Source organism: Arthrobacter sp. FW306-05-C (genome assembly GCF_021801725.1).
Classification (GTDB): Bacteria; Actinomycetota; Actinomycetes; order Actinomycetales; family Micrococcaceae; genus Arthrobacter.
Map to the genome: position 1 here is coordinate 3,938,145 of NZ_CP084556.1, position 14,236 is coordinate 3,952,380.

The window sequence follows — 14,236 nt, forward strand, 5'->3', positions numbered from 1 at the left end:
CGGAAAGGATCTCCAGATCAGGAGCAGGCGGCATCACTGCACATCAAGTTCCACCAGTCTACCATCCCGGCGCCCGGCGTCCTTCCGCGGCGTTGCCATGGGAGCCCCGGCGGGGCAGTGTTGACCCATGAACGAGCACCCGGAGGAGCAACAGGAAACGCACCGGCAGGAAGCGCAGGGGCACCGGCCCCAAGGGGACGAAGCGCCCTGGAATCAAGCGCACGACGGCGGCAGCGCGCCCGAGGCGGCGGGCGGCAGCATTGACGCCGCATCGGTCTGGGACGAGCGGTACCGCACCAAGGCGCGGCTCTGGAGCGGGAAGCCCAACCCGCAGTTGGTCCGTGAAGCCGGCGGCCTGCGCCCGGGAAAGGCGCTGGAACTGGGCTGCGGCGAAGGTGCCGACGCCATCTGGCTTGCGCAGCAGGGCTGGTCCGTGACCGCCGTCGACGTTTCCGCCGTCGCCCTGGAACGGGCGCACTCGCACGAACTGGCCGAACTGGCACGGGAAAGCGTGCAGGCGTCCAACGGTGGGATCGGAAGCCGGATCACGTGGCAGCTGGCGGACCTGACGCAGTGGCAGCCGGAGGCGTTGTACGACCTGGTGACGTCGCAGTTCCTGCACTCCCAGGAGCTCGACTGGCGGATTCCGCTGCGGACCGCCGCCGGAGCCGTGAAGCCGGGCGGGACGCTGCTGGTGGTGGGCCACCATCCTGACCGGCTGCCGCCCTGGGGCCCCGCGCACCATCATGCGGGCATGTTCTACACCGCCGACCAGCTGGTACAGGAGCTCGGGCTGGACCGGCTCGATTCAAATGGCCGCCCGGAGTGGCAGCTGGAAGTCCTCACTTCACGGGAACGCCCCGTGACCGGACCGGAAGGGCAGGAAGCCACCATCGCCGACGTCGTGCTCCGCGCAACCCGCCTCGCCTGACCGCCCCTCAGGGCGTACGGCTGGTTCAGGGCGTGCGGCTGGTTGAGGGCGTACGCCCGGTAACCCGGGGCGCCACCAGCGCCGCGCCCACTCCGATGGCCGCGGTGAAAGCGAAGACACCCGCGAAGGACTGGACCGCCGTCGTAAATGCCGCGAAGACTATCCCGGTGGTGGCCAGCGACAGCGCTCCGCCCAGGGAGTCGGAAATGGACATGGCCGAGCTGTTGAAGCCTTCGTTCTCCTTGGTGGAGAGCGCCAGGGTCATCACGCTGAGGCGCGGGTAGAGCAGGCCCATGCCACCGCCCGCCAAGACCCAGCCCGCGATGGCGATGGCAGCGGGCCAGTGCAGCGCCGTGGTGGCCAGGGCCAGGAGCACCGCCGCCAGGACCATCAGCGAGCCGGTCTGCACCGCGCTTTGGTGCGGCAGCTTGGAACCGAGCCGGCCCTGGACCGCCGCTGCACCGGCCCAGGCCAGCGCTCCTCCGGTCAGGGTCAGGCCAGCCAGGGTGGGCGGGAACGCGTACTGGTCGATCAACAGGTAGGGAAGGTAGACCTCCGCACCAAAGAAGGAAGCCGAAGCCAGCCCGCGTGCCAGGATCACGCTGGGCAGCCCGCGGCGGGCAGCAAGGGTGCCGTGGGGCACCAACGGCCGGACGGCCACCAGGGCAAGGACGACGGCGGCCGATGCCAGGAGTGCCGTGGCGGCGGGGAACGAGGGGATGCTGACCTCGGCCGAGAGGTTGAGGCCCAGCACCGCGAGCGCGGCCAGCGCCGCCCACCCGAGCCGGCCCAGGGCCCAGGGCGGGACGGGGTGGGCTGGCTGACCGGCCCCTTGGGGCGCGCCTGCCTCTTCAGGTTCATCCAGGCCCCGGAGCACCGGCACGATCATCACCAGCGCGGGAATGACCAGGCCCACCACGCCCAGGAACACCCAATGCCAGCTGAACACCTGTGCCACCACGCCCGCGGCGAAGGGCCCCACCAGTGAAGGGACCACCCACGCGGCCGAAAAGGCAGCGAAGATCCTGGGATGGAGCGGGCCGGGAAAGAACCGCGCAACCAGCACGTACAGCGCCACGGTAAGGGCGCCGCCGCCGAGCCCTTGGACCAGGCGGCCTGCGACGAGCATCGGCATCGACACCGAGCTGCCCGCAATCAGGAGTCCCAGCACGAACAGTGAGACAGAGGCGTACAACGGCATGGCTGGCCCGCGCCGGTCGGACCAGTTGCCGGCTCCCACCATGCCAATCACACCGGTGGCCAGCAGCCCGGCGAAGGCTAGCGCGTAGAGGCTGCCGCCGTTCAGCTCCCGGCTGACCAGCGGCATGATGGTGGTGACGGCCAGGGACTCAAAAGCGGCAAGGAACACCAGGGCGCACGTGCCGATGGTCACCCACAGATACGGGGGCCGGAAGATCCCGGTGGCGGGATGGGCGGCCGGAAGGGTGGAGTCCCGCACGGCAGTTCCTACCCCACGAACCGGTTCCGGCCTGAGCGGTAGCCGAAGACCGCCGCGAGCAGGCCCACCACCGTGAACAAGATGCCGGCGGGCACGAACGAGCCTGTGGCCTGGTGCAACTGCCCCACCATGAGCGTCCCCGTGGAGCCCACCCCGTAGCCAACACCCTGCATCATGCCGGACAGGTGGGCGGCGGTATGCCCGTCACGGGTGCGGAGCATGATCAGGGTCAGTGCGCAAGCCGTGAGGCTGCCCTGGCCCAGGCCAAGCAGCCCGGCCCACACCCAAATGAGATCGAGCGGACCCAGGATGCTAAGCGCGAACCCGGCGCCGGTCATCAACGCCACTACGGTATTGATGGCCCGCTGGTCCCGGAACCTCGCGGCCAAGGCCGGCGCGAACAGCGAACCCAGCATCTGCAGCACGATGCACACGGCGACGATCAGCCCTGCCGTGGCACCGTCCACGCCCCTGTCGCGGAGGATGGGCGCCAGCCAGGCGAACCCGCTGAAGGACATCATGGCCTGCAGCACCATGAAGATGGTCACCTGCCAGGCGACCGGGGAACGCCACACATTGACGCCGTCCCTGACCGCCTGGTGCCGGACAGTTTCCTGCCGGACGGCTACGGGCAGGAACAGCAAAAGGACGACGGCGGCGGGCAGCGCCCACACCCACAGCGCCTTGGTCCACTCCCCCGTCGCCGTGTAGACCGGGTACGTGAATCCGGCTCCCAGGGCGGCGGACGCACAGATGGCGGTGGTGTAGAGGCCGCCCATGAGGCCCAGCCGGTGGGGGAAGTCGCGCTTCACCAGGCCGGGGAGCAGCACATTGCACAGTGCGATGGCGGCCCCGCAGGCAGCCGTGCCAACCAGGAGGGCAGGCAGGTGGCCGGCCCCGCCCGTGCCTGCCCCGGTGTCCACGGGCCGCAGCAGCAGCCCGGCGGTCAGCAACGCCATGGCCCCCAAAAGCACCCGTTCCGCCCCGAAGCGGCGAGCCAGGACCGGGGCGAGCGGCGCAAACACGCCGAGCAGTGTCACGGGGACGGTGGTCAGCACCACCACGGACCAGCCCGGCAGCGCCGCCTGGGACGTCACTTCCGGAAGGACTGCGGAGAGGCTGGAAAAGACGCTGCGGAGGTTCAGTCCGATCAGGACCAGGCACACCCCCAAGTAGACCAAGGCACGGCGGCTGCCCACCCGGGTGGGTGCCGCCGCCGGGAGTTCATCGATTTCTGCGTCCACCAGGGTGCTGAGGTCCATCAGGCTGCTGCCGCTCCGGGCCCGGCCCTGTGCGTCCCCCGCGGCTGTCATCCGCCGCTGCTTACTTGCCCCGGCATTCATTGCGTCCTTCATGGGCCCATTCTCGCAGGAGAGCGCGGATGCAGGTTTTCCACATAGGGGAAGAGGCGGCTTCTGGCTTCCCCTGCAACTTCGTAGGTTGAAAGCAGCCGCGGCCACGCACATGGCTGCATCAACCGATGGGAGCACCATGGAAACCACGCCGCAACCGGAACCCGGCCCGGGATCGACGGAAAGCCGACTGGCGGAAGGTGCGTCGCTGGACGGTAGATCGATGAACGGTGCATCGCAGGCCAGTAGATCCGTGGACGCTGCATCGAAGGGAAGCGCACCGCCGGGCGGGCCGGGATCGCCTCCCCGGCAGGGAGGCCCTGGCCAGCCTCAGCCAGGTGCGCCCAGGCATAAAGGGGCCGACAGCCTGGTCCTGGCGATCCTTGCCCCTGCAAGCATGATCCTCACGGCACCTGTATCCATGTTCGCCATGTTGATGACGTATTCGTCCAACGGCTCTTCCAGCAGGCCATGGGTGACTCCCCTGGTGCTGTTCAGCCTTCCGCTCCTCTTTGCTTCTCTCGCCCTGCGACGGGCCATCCCTGCCCTAAAGCGGTCGCCACAGGGATCCGGTGACCGCTCCGCTGCGGCGGTTGCGCTGTGTCTTGGCGGTCTGGTCTATGCCCTGGCACTGGGTCCGGCGTTGGACAACGTGGGGGTGTTCTGACCCCTCCGATCCGGAGCAGTCTCGCGGCGCTATTCTGGAAGGGATGAGCGAATCCCCTGAAAACCCCCAGCAGCCGCATGTCCCGAGGCCCGTGACGCCCGGAACCCAGGCCTCCTTTGGCACCTATGGCGGCCGCCCGGTCAGCTTCGTGCGCCGCGGCACCCGATTGCAGGGCCGGAGGCAAGCTGCCTGGGCCGAGCATGCCGAGCGGTGGGCCGTCGACGTACCAAGGCACGTGGCCAACACCTCGGTCCACCCCGACTACGTCTTTGACGCTGCGGCTGAATTCGGCCGTGACGCCCCGCTCATCGTCGAGATTGGCTCGGGCCTTGGCGATGCCATCTGCCATGCAGCCGAACAGAACCCGGACACGAACTTTCTGGCCGTGGAGGTCTACACCCCGGGCCTGGCCAACACCATCATCAAGATCAACAGCCGGGGCCTGAACAATGTCAGGGTGGTGGAGGCAAACGCTCCGGAGGTACTGGCCACCATGCTGCCCGAAGGCTCGGTCAGTGAATTGTGGGTCTTCTTCCCGGACCCGTGGCACAAGTCGCGGCATCACAAGCGCCGGCTCATCCAGCCTGAGTTCGCAGAGCTGGCGGCGCGGGCCCTGAAACAGGGGGGCCTCTTCCGGATCGCCACCGACTGGTCCAACTATGCCGTCCACGTCCGCGACGTGATGGCAGCTTCAATGGACTTCGAGAACCTGCACACCGGCGAGCGCCGCGGCCCCGAAAGCCCGCTGACCCAGGTGTGGCAGTCCGGCGTTGAATCCGTGGTGGGCGGCGCGCCCGTCCGCGAGGGGCGCGCGCCCGTGAGCACGGAACACACCGGCCCCAACGAAGGCGTGGACGAAACGGGCGGCTGGGCACCCCGCTTCGAGGGCCGGATCAGGACCAGCTTTGAGGCAAAGGCCCACGAGGCCGGCAGGTTGATCTTCGACCTCTGCTACCGCCGCCGCTGAACGCTGAACCTGCCTGGGCGGTGCATCCCGGCCAGTCCGGGCAGTACTTTCAGCCGACGCTGATGGACCCCACGATCTCCTTGAGCATGTCCAGCCGGGGTTCTGCCTCCGGGTTCAGGTAGGGCCAGATGACCACTACGCCAATGAACCGCCCCCTTTCCCACACGCCTACCGTGGCTGCCACCTTGGCCGGCCCGCCGTCGTCGTCATATCCCACAACCACGGCGTAGGCAGCCTTGCCGGGCAGGTTCAGCTCGCCCTCCGCCAGGAGGGTCCCGCCCCGGTCCTCAAGGTAGAAGCCCGCCATCAGGTGCGCCCAGCCGTTGGCCTGCGGGGCGTCCTGCACGGAGGTGTCGTCCTTGATCACGGTGACCAGCACGCCGTTCAGCAGGCCGTACTGTTCGCTGTTGGGCCCGGCCGTGGAGTCGCCCAGGACCTGGGTGTGCTCGGGGAAGTCTGCGGTGAAGCCCAGCGGGGATTCGATGTGCACTGACATGGGTTTCAGAGCCTCTCGAGCTTGGTGTCGTTGGGGACCTTATAGTACGTGGAGACGTTGGTGGTGGCCTGGTTCTCGGTCTTGACCTCCACCTCGCCCATCTTCACGTCAAAGCCTGCCTCGTTGGTGGCCGTCACAACCGAGTTCACCTGGACGGTGGCGGAACCGGCCTCATAGAGCCGCGCCGCGTCACGGGCTGCGCCGGTGTCATTCCCCAGGGCAACGTTGCGCAGGTAGCTGTCGATGATGGGCCGGTTCTCCGGAGAGTAATCCACGTCGATCTTGACGCTGCCCTGCGTCCCTGCCGTGACGGTGGAATCGAATTTGGCGGCTTCTGTCTTCACACCGGAGGTGACGCCCTGCGCCACGGTGCCGTCCATGGACACCGAGACGGAATCGATGTTGTTGCTCTTGTCCATGTTGACCTGCAAGCCCCCCTTTCCGGAGGCTTCGAAGACCCTGCCGTCAAGCTTGAGCTGGCCCTGCGCGGAGATTTCACCGCTGGCGGTGGAGGTTCCGTCCGTCAGGTTCCGCTCATAGGCAAGGTCCAGTTTTGCCCCGCCCGAGGCCGTGCCGGCCTCACCCTCTGCATCGAGCGAGAACGTGCCCTTGGCCTTGTCCGCCTGTCCCATGGAGCCGTTGTCCTTGGCAGCGTCATTGATGGTGTCCAGGACGTACCCGGGAGGGTTGCCCGCCACATCCTTGATCTCGCCGATGCTGTCCGGCGGCAGGTCCCGGTACATCTGTTCGCGGGCAGCCATGGCTTCCTCCACGCTGCCGAAGGTGTACTCGCGGGATACCTCGCCGGTCAGGGTGGCCCCCGCCGTGCCGGTGGTGTCATTCACGCCAAGGCCCAGGTTTCCGTACACCTTCATGGTGGCGGACCCGTCGGCGTTCTCCACCACCTCGGTCCCCACTTCGGCACCGCCATGGACCCAGGCGACCCGGGCTTCGATGGAGGCCTTGCCCGTCTCCGAGTAGACCGGGATGTCCGCCTTGGCCAGCTCCTGGAGGTGCTGTTTGGCCAGTTGCTGTGCGGCCGCGGGGATGCCCCCGTCCATGCGCATGAGGTCCTCGGCGAAGGGGCCGTCGCTGCCTTCGCCCTCGATCAGGTATCTGCGGTCGGCGTCGGACAGTCCGGCCCACCACTTCGCCTGCTCTTCGGGGCTGGCGTTGAGCATCCGGTCCAGCCCCGACGCCAGTTCGCGGTGGTGCTCCGCGAGCTCCCTGGCGGCTTCGGCCTTTTCCTGGAACCAATCCTTGGCCTGCGCCGCCAAAGAAGTAATCCTGTCCCAGGCGCTGCCGCCGGAGCCGTCGCTTCCCCGGGTGGAAGCTTTCTCCTGTTCATCGGCGTGTTTCATCAGGATTTTGGAGTTTTCCCGCAGGCTGGCGACGACTTTGTCCAGGCTGGGGCGGTGGCTGGCGCTCCATTCCTGGCGGAAGCGTTCACCGTCCCTGCCCTTCCACGGTGCGGACTGGATCTGGCTGTGCAGTGAACCGGCCCGGCTGCTCAACAGGGATGCTGCCTGGTCGGCCGCCTTGGCCAGCGCCCGCAGCTGGCTGATGTCTGCGCCGTAAAAAGTCATGGTTTCCCCCGGGAAAAGTGTGCGGTGCCTGTCGATCGCTGGTCCTTATGGTTGCACAGGTACCGGAAGCGGGCGATGGGGATCCCTCCCCATCGCCCGGCGGTCCGGGCGCGGACAGTGCCGGGAGCCGACTGTTCCGCATCCCGGCCGGCATGGCACGATTGCCCTTGTACGAAGGGCACGCACACCAGCGCACTACCGCGCCTGCTCAAAGGAAAGACGATAAAAGAAGAACTCAAACAGGTGGTCGAGAAGGCCGAGGACGTCACGAATTCGCGCATCCTCGAGTTCCTGGCCCGCGCCGGGTTTGCGGTTAGCGGCATCCTGCACCTGCTGGTGGGTGCCATTGCCGTCCGGCTGGCCGTGGGCGGCACGGGCAATGCCGATTTCAGCGGCGCGATGGCCGAGCTGGCAACCATGCCTGTGGGCCCGTTTCTGCTGTGGGGCAGCTTCGCGGCCTGCGCCGCGTTGTCGCTCTGGCAGACCGGCGATGCAATTTTCGACTTCAACCACCAGGCCACCAGGAAAAAGATCAAGAACAAGGCCAAGGCCGCCCTGCAGGCGGTCGTGTACGCCGTCCTGGCCGTGACTGTTTGGCACTTCGTAACGGGCTCCGGGACTGGCGGGGACAACCGCAAGGCCGCCAGCGACTTCACTATCGCCATGGTGCAGGCCCCGGGCGGGGTGGCATTGCTCGTCCTGATCGGATTGGCCGTGGCGGTCGCGGGCGTGGCCTACGGCATGCGGGGCCCCAACAAATCCTTCGAAAAGCACCTGCGGATGCCGGCCTCCGGGACGGCTCGCACAGCGGTGGTGACCCTGGGGGTTGCGGGATACCTGGCCAAGGGCATGGTGCTGCTGCTGACCGGCCTGCTCATCGTGATTGCCACCATCAAGGAACATCCGGAGGACTCCACCGGTCTGGACGGCGGGCTGCGTGCCCTTCGGGACCAACCGATGGGCCCCTATCTCCTGGCCGCGGTGGGAGCCGGGCTGGTCTGCTACGGCGCGTACATGATCATGCGCGCCCGGCTGGCCAAAATGACCAAATAGCCGGCTGCAGTGTGATGAGGTGGGGGAATGCCGCAGGTACGTGCCGAACGCCTCATCCGAATCGATCCGGAGACTGCATTCGCCTTTTCCCAGACCACCGGAGAGTTCCGCCTCAAGTGGGACCCCTTCATCTCCGCACAGGGTTTCCTGGACGGAGCGCAGGCAGCAGGCAAGGGCGTCCGCACCCGCACCAGGTCGCGCCTTGGCCTGACGATGGTAAGCCAGTATGTCTCCTACGCGCCGCCGCGGAACGTGGGCATGACCATGGTGTCCGGGCCCTGGTTCTTCAAGAACTTCGGCGGCGGCTGGCGTTTCACCGCTGACGACGACGGCACCCGGGCGGTCTGGAAGTACACCTTTTCCTGCCGGCCGCCCTTGCTCCGGCCCGTCATGGAGCGGATCGGCAGTTGGCTGCTGGGCTACGAGATCGAACGGCGGATTGATGCCTTCGCCCGCGCCTGCGAGGACGAGGCGCTGGTCGCGGAGTTCAAGGCACTGGGGACCCGGGACCAGTCGCCCCGCACCTAGGGAACCGTAATCACCGCCACCGCGTGCTGCGCGCCGTCCCGCAGCTCCACGCTTGAGATGCTGCCCAGCTGGATGGGCGTTGCCCCGGTGACCTTGACTTTTCCGCTGGGCGTGGCCGTCCAGGCACAGGCGCGGTCCTCCCCGCCGGCGCGGTCCCGCACCCACAGCGAGAGCGTCCCGTCCGCCGGCAGGCTGCTGCCGCTCACCGCGAGTTCGGTCCCCCACGTCTTCCGCGCCATGTCGATGTTCACCTGCAGCCCTCCCCCGGACACCACCGAATAGGTGGCGTCCGGCTGCGGCGGCCTGGCCAGCAAAGGCCCCACCGCCAGGCCCACCGCCAGGCAGGCAGCGGCGATGGCGCCCGCCAGCGCTGCCCACCGCCGTCGTAATGTCCGACGGCGGCGCGCCAGTTCGTCGAAAAGGCGGACGGGGACGCCGGGGTCAGCCGCCCCGCTGCCGGGAACGTCGGTAAGCGCCACTGCGTCGGGGACGGGAAGCGCGTCCAGGAGCACTGGCACCTTCTCCAGCACGGCAAGTTCCTTGCGGCAGCCGGCGCAGCCCTGCAGATGCGTCTCGAAGAGGGCAAGGTCGGCGGGCTCAAGGCCGCCCAGCACATAGGCCCCCAGCAAGGTGTGTGGGTTGGTGCTCATCGTTCCACCCCCATTTCATCCAGGATGCCCCGCAGGGCCCGGAGGGCGTAATACGCGCGGGACTTGACCGTGCCGCTGGGGATGTTGAGCTGGACAGCCGCCTCGTTGACCGTGAACCGGCGGTAATGCAGGGCCACCAAAACGTCCCGGTGTTCCTTGCTCAGCCGCAGCAGTGCCTCCTCCATCAGGACCCTGTTGAGCAGCTCATCAACGCGGCCCATCACCTCGACGGGATCGGTGGGGCTGCCCTCCAGCGCCTCCCGCGGGCGGCGCTGGCTGCGTCGGTAGTTATCGATCATGATGTTCCTGGCCGTGCGGTACAAGTAACTGCGGAAGCTGCCGTTGACGTCCGGGGCGTGCTGCCACACGCGGAGCACGGTTTCCTGGACCACGTCCTCCGCGAGCTGCGGATCATGGGTGGCGCTGAGCACGAACCGGCGCAGGGCGTTCCCGTGTTCACGGTAGATGGCCTCCACCACATTGTCGTCGAGCGGCATGCCGCCCCTCCCATCGCTGCCCCGGCACTGCATGGCCCATGTCGCCACACGCGGGCCACTGTGCAGGAACGCCACAGCATCCGGCGCTCCTGGCTGTTACCACGCATGAAGCCTTCCAACGGTTCAACGGCCCTCGCCCGCAATCCCGCTCCACCGCGCTGTGAACCATTCTTTACCAGGCGGCGTGGTAGGGGTAGGTGCCCGGTAATGCGGGGCCGGCGCCCGCTGCGAAGGCAGCAGCGAAGAACGCCACAGCAAAAAACATCAAAGCCAAGGAGCACACCATGAAACACCATCTCGGGCCAGGCCTTGCCATCCTGGCCCTGGCAGCAGCCCTCAGCGGCTGCGGCAGCAGCAGTACAGCCCCGGCCGGAACCAGCCCGGCTACGGGCGCCGCGGGCAGCACAGCCACCGCGTCATCCGGGGCGTCGTCTGCCGGCCCGTCTTCAACCTCCACGTCATCGTCCGCCTCATCGTCCCAGGCAGGCGCCGCCGTCGACCTTAAGACGGCTTCCTCGACGGCGGGCAGCATCGTGGTGGATGCGAAGGGCATGAGCCTCTACTTCTTCACCAAGGACACCAAGGACTCCGGCACCAGCGCCTGCACCGGCTCCTGCCTGGTCTCATGGCCGCCGCTGACCACCAACTCGGGCACACCGGCAGCAGAGGGAGTGACCGGAAAAGTGGGCACCATCAGCACCCCCGACGGGAAGAAGCAGGTGACCCTGAACGGGATGCCGCTGTACTACTTCGCGAAGGACACCAAGCCGGGCGACACCCTTGGCCAGGGCGTGGGCGGTGTGTGGTACCTGTCGGATCCGTCGGGCGCGATGATCAAGGCGCCAGGCCAGGGCTACTAGGCCTGCCTGCTGCCACCCCTACTTGAGGGGTACGTCCGGGACCTTGCCCGGGAGCGGGATTTCCGTGGGCACTGGAACGGGGAGTTTTGGGTTGCCCTGTTCCAGGCCCTTCTTGACATCCCCGTGAACATCCGCGGGCAGGGACGGCTGCGCGGGGACTTCCGCCGGCTTCTGGGCAGGCGCTCCGTGGGTGGGGGTATTTCCGGGCCGGGCAGGAATGCTCGATGGCGCCGCGGCGGCAGGCGCCGAAGCAGGCGCGGTTGCCGCCGGAACGGAGTCCGGGCTGCTGGTTGCCGATGGCCGGGAAGCTGCGGGCCCAGGCGCGGGTACCTGACCGCCGGTGCTGCCCTCAGGTGTGGCGCCGGAGCCCGACACGAAAGTGGTCACGGCATGGTTCAGCTGGCTGAAGGACTCGCGGAAGCCCTGGTCCGAGGCTGCGGCGACAGCACCGCCGGCGGCGAGCGATGCCGCCACGGACAGCGTGGTAAGCGTGATGCGGCGCTTGGCCTTGCGGCGGGCGGCAAGTTCATCGCCAGGCCGGTCCGCGATGGGAAGTACCGTGGTGTCGGCCGGCGTGGCTGCGTGTGATGAACCCGCCATCAACGCCGCGATTTCGGCGGAGGGCGCCGGGGCCTCCGCCGCGAGGGACCTCAGGTCGGCCAAGGCGTCGCGGAGCTGGCCGTCGTCACCCATGCCTGCTTCCAGCAGGAGCTGGTCAACGGCCCCGTGGTTACGGGATCCTGCGGTGTCACTCATGATTCGCCTGGTTTCTCTTGAGCGTTTGTGCCTTGAGGTTCTGCAGGGCGCGGCGCTGGAGCTGCTTGATCGCTCCGGCGCTCTTGCCCATGATGGCGGCCACCTGGTCGATGGACAGGTCGGCCACGACGCGAAGGGCCAGGACCTCCTGGTGCTCCTCGCTGAGCCCTTCCAGCATCGCCGCGGCTCCGCTGTTCAGTTCCACGGCGTGGTCTTCGGCCGACGGCGTGGTGCGGCCGTCGTACTGGGGGTCGTACGGTGTGAGCTGCGGCCTGCGCTCCAGCCGGCGGTAGTGGTCCACCATGCGGGCGTGGGCAATGGAGAAGATCAGGGACTTGGCGCCCTGCAGGCCACCGGTGAGGTTGCTGATCCGGGGGTAGAAGGCCAGGAACACGTCCTGGGTGACAGCCTCGGGGTCATCGAGTCCGCGCGCCTTGAGGTACCCCTGCACGGGGCCCGCGAAGGTTCGATAGGCAGCAGCGAACAACGCGGCCGGATCGGTTCCGGCTGCGTTGTCGAATATGTCCATCTCTTCTTGGGCCAGAGTGTCTAGCACCAGCGGCTCCTCCATCCCGGGACCCGGCTCATGCCTTGTCCCGGTCTCCGGTACGGACTGCCAGTCCCCGTGGTCATCCGGCTGCCTCTTGGCGGGTCTTCCAGGGGCGCCCCGGCAAACGTGCGCGAACCCGCCCGGCTGCCCGGACTGCGGCTTGCGAGCCGCAGTCCAGACTAGCGAATGAGCCTTAGCGGGCCGAAACTGAAGAGCTGTGGGCCGTGTTGCCGCCCACAGCCGGGACAGCGGGAACGGCAGGAACAGCGGGGACGGTGGTCTTGCCGTCAACACCCGGAACGGCCGGAACTGCGGGCACAGCGGGAGCGGACGGAACCTCGGGCTTCTCAGCCTGGACGGACACGGACCCCTTGGTTTCGGCGCCGGCCTTCGCGGCGGCGTCAGCCTTGGTCACGACGTCGGCGCAGTAGCTCTTGATGTTCGCGTCGCCCTTGGCTGCGATGGACAGCGAGGAGAATGCCTTGGAGGAAGCGTCCAGTCCGCCGTGGGTGAAGGCGGTGCAGAGGCCCAGGGCGGCGGGGCCGGCGGCGTCAACGGCGGTGTTGGCCTTTGCCGACTCCGTTGCGTCGGCGCTGACCTTTTCGTCCGAAGCCTCAGCGGTAGCGGAAGCCTTGGCGGTGGCGTCCCCGGTAGCTTCTGCGGTCTTCACGGCGTCGGTCACAGCGGCGGTGGCGGTGGGAGCCGGGGTGGCCTGGGCGTCAGCGGCTGCTTCCGCTGCCAGCTTGGGGGCGGGCGCGCCGAAGAGCTCGTGGGCGGTCTGCTGGGCCTGGGTGGGGAGGACGCCCGAGACGGCGGCGGCACCGGTTCCTCCTACTGCCAGGGTTCCGGCAGCCAGGACTCCTGCGGCGACTTTGCTGGTGGCGAGAACGGTGAACACAGACATTTACTTCTCCAAAACCTAGACAACACATTGGGCTGGGCCCGCCGGGCGGGCCCATCACGGACTACATCGCCTGCGGTGGCGGAAAGGTTACGGACGCCCACAATTTTCTTTTTTCTGCCCCCAGATCGCTGGAAAGCTTCCGGATCGCCGGTCCGCTCCGGCGGTGTCACAGCGATCCCGCGATCCGCGAAGCTGCGGCGCCAGCGGCGGCCGTTTTCCTGCCTGCCATGTCAGGAACCCGCGCCGCCATGCGCTGGATGTAGGGCCCTACTTCCTCGTCATCCAGCACCAGGAGGTCCGGCTGGCCGCGCAGCCACCTGGAGTTGAGGGCCGTGACGTTTTCGCGTTCCAGCAGCTCCTCAAACTCGCCGTCAAGCTCCGCCATCCGGAAGACGCCGTCGGAAACGGCACCGGCGCCACGGGCGCTGGACCCAGCCCCGCCGGGCAGCGCAGCGAGGGCCTCCATGGCCAGGTTGAAAAGGTCCAGATGGGCGGCAGCACCCATTGCGGCCATGCCCTCGCGGACCAGTGCGTCGGCGGCACCGGAGCGCCGGCCTGCCATGGCGGCATAGCGTGTGAAGCCGCCGTCCAGCACCTGGCAAAGGTAGAAGTCCACGGCGCAGCTCCGGACGGCAACGGGCGACATCTCGTCCGCGAGCAGCAGGGCATGGTGCATGGCGTTGACGATCGCCGCGTTGGCCTCCACCACCTCTTCGTCCCTGCCGTCGATGCTGCTGCTGGTGAGGACGACGGGCAGGTGCGTGGTGGCCATGGTGATCCTTGGTGGAGGTGGCGGTGCGGCGGACGCCTTTACGGTACGGGGGAAGAGTCACGGCTGGGCCGGGGAGACATGAACGCCAAGCGAAGTTTTTGGGGCGTGTGGAGAAAGCGCCCGGCAAAGGCCCCCGCTCTGGCGAACTAAGATGGATCAGATAGCCACCCACCGGACCCGGCTCCGCCGTGACCTCCCGAAAGTAGTG

At 67.8% G+C, this 14,236-nt stretch carries 16 protein-coding genes; 6 read left to right on the top strand and 10 right to left on the bottom strand.

Annotated features, from left to right (window positions below; all coding sequences use genetic code 11):
• The first annotated feature begins 127 nt into the window (after window positions 1–127).
• Complete coding sequence (locus LFT44_RS18325) at window positions 128–931, top strand: SAM-dependent methyltransferase (RefSeq protein WP_236799873.1); 804 nt, start codon at window positions 128–130, stop codon at window positions 929–931.
• A gap of 25 nt (window positions 932–956) precedes the next feature.
• Here the strand turns inward: LFT44_RS18325 and LFT44_RS18330 are convergent, their stop codons facing one another.
• Window positions 957–2,390 (bottom strand): MFS transporter, encoded by a 1,434-nt coding sequence (locus LFT44_RS18330; protein WP_236799874.1) that lies wholly within the window; start codon window positions 2,388–2,390, stop codon window positions 957–959.
• A gap of 8 nt (window positions 2,391–2,398) precedes the next feature.
• Window positions 2,399–3,652, bottom strand: coding sequence for an MFS transporter (locus LFT44_RS18335; protein WP_373462171.1), 1,254 nt, complete (start codon window positions 3,650–3,652; stop codon window positions 2,399–2,401).
• Window positions 3,653–4,139: 487 nt separating this feature from the next.
• Here LFT44_RS18335 and LFT44_RS18340 point away from each other — a divergent pair, with 487 nt between their 5' ends.
• Window positions 4,140–4,409: a hypothetical protein gene (locus tag LFT44_RS18340; RefSeq protein WP_236799876.1), complete on the top strand. Its 270-nt coding sequence runs from the start codon at window positions 4,140–4,142 to the stop codon at window positions 4,407–4,409.
• A 43-nt stretch (window positions 4,410–4,452) separates the two neighbouring features.
• The gene (trmB, locus tag LFT44_RS18345) at window positions 4,453–5,376 is read left to right on the top strand and encodes a tRNA (guanosine(46)-N7)-methyltransferase TrmB (RefSeq protein WP_236799877.1); all 924 of its coding nucleotides are present in this window, start codon (window positions 4,453–4,455) and stop codon (window positions 5,374–5,376) included.
• A gap of 49 nt (window positions 5,377–5,425) precedes the next feature.
• On the opposite strand, the gene LFT44_RS18350 is transcribed toward trmB, so the two are convergent.
• The gene (locus LFT44_RS18350; protein ID WP_236799878.1) at window positions 5,426–5,872 is read right to left on the bottom strand and encodes a hypothetical protein; all 447 of its coding nucleotides are present in this window, start codon (window positions 5,870–5,872) and stop codon (window positions 5,426–5,428) included.
• Between the two features lie 5 nt (window positions 5,873–5,877).
• A complete protein-coding gene (locus LFT44_RS18355) occupies window positions 5,878–7,458 on the bottom strand; it encodes a hypothetical protein (RefSeq protein ID WP_236799879.1) in 1,581 nt (526 codons plus the stop codon).
• A gap of 243 nt (window positions 7,459–7,701) precedes the next feature.
• On the opposite strand from LFT44_RS18355, the gene LFT44_RS18360 reads away from it, so the two are divergent.
• Together LFT44_RS18360 and LFT44_RS18365 are read left to right on the top strand one after the other, a co-directional pair.
• Complete coding sequence (locus LFT44_RS18360) at window positions 7,702–8,511, top strand: DUF1206 domain-containing protein (RefSeq protein WP_236799880.1); 810 nt, start codon at window positions 7,702–7,704, stop codon at window positions 8,509–8,511.
• Between the two features lie 27 nt (window positions 8,512–8,538).
• Window positions 8,539–9,039 carry an SRPBCC family protein gene (locus tag LFT44_RS18365; protein WP_236799881.1) on the top strand — a complete coding sequence of 167 codons (501 nt, stop codon included), beginning with the start codon at window positions 8,539–8,541 and terminating at the stop codon, window positions 9,037–9,039.
• Here LFT44_RS18365 and LFT44_RS18370 read toward each other — a convergent pair.
• On the bottom strand, window positions 9,036–9,689 hold the full coding sequence (locus LFT44_RS18370; protein ID WP_236799882.1) for an anti-sigma factor family protein: 654 nt from the start codon (window positions 9,687–9,689) through the stop codon (window positions 9,036–9,038). The genes LFT44_RS18365 and LFT44_RS18370 overlap by 4 nt on opposite strands.
• Window positions 9,686–10,186, bottom strand: a complete 501-nt coding sequence (locus LFT44_RS18375; protein WP_236799883.1) for a sigma-70 family RNA polymerase sigma factor — start codon at window positions 10,184–10,186, stop codon at window positions 9,686–9,688. The genes LFT44_RS18370 and LFT44_RS18375 overlap by 4 nt, the downstream gene beginning before the upstream one ends.
• A gap of 284 nt (window positions 10,187–10,470) precedes the next feature.
• Between LFT44_RS18375 and LFT44_RS18380 the strand changes: the two genes are divergently transcribed.
• Entirely contained in the window at window positions 10,471–11,046 is a 576-nt protein-coding gene (locus LFT44_RS18380; RefSeq protein ID WP_236799884.1) for a COG4315 family predicted lipoprotein, read from the top strand.
• Between the two features lie 18 nt (window positions 11,047–11,064).
• Here the strand turns inward: LFT44_RS18380 and LFT44_RS18385 are convergent, their stop codons facing one another.
• From LFT44_RS18385 to LFT44_RS18400, 4 genes are all read right to left on the bottom strand, one after another.
• Window positions 11,065–11,802: a hypothetical protein gene (locus LFT44_RS18385; protein WP_236799885.1), complete on the bottom strand. Its 738-nt coding sequence runs from the start codon at window positions 11,800–11,802 to the stop codon at window positions 11,065–11,067.
• Window positions 11,795–12,373: an RNA polymerase sigma factor gene (locus tag LFT44_RS18390; protein ID WP_236799886.1), complete on the bottom strand. Its 579-nt coding sequence runs from the start codon at window positions 12,371–12,373 to the stop codon at window positions 11,795–11,797. The genes LFT44_RS18385 and LFT44_RS18390 overlap by 8 nt, the downstream gene beginning before the upstream one ends.
• A gap of 172 nt (window positions 12,374–12,545) precedes the next feature.
• A complete protein-coding gene (locus LFT44_RS18395; RefSeq protein ID WP_236799887.1) occupies window positions 12,546–13,256 on the bottom strand; it encodes a protein tyrosine phosphatase in 711 nt (236 codons plus the stop codon).
• Between the two features lie 166 nt (window positions 13,257–13,422).
• Window positions 13,423–14,028, bottom strand: coding sequence for a DMP19 family protein (locus tag LFT44_RS18400; RefSeq protein ID WP_236799888.1), 606 nt, complete (start codon window positions 14,026–14,028; stop codon window positions 13,423–13,425).
• Between the last annotated feature and the right edge of the window lie 208 nt (window positions 14,029–14,236).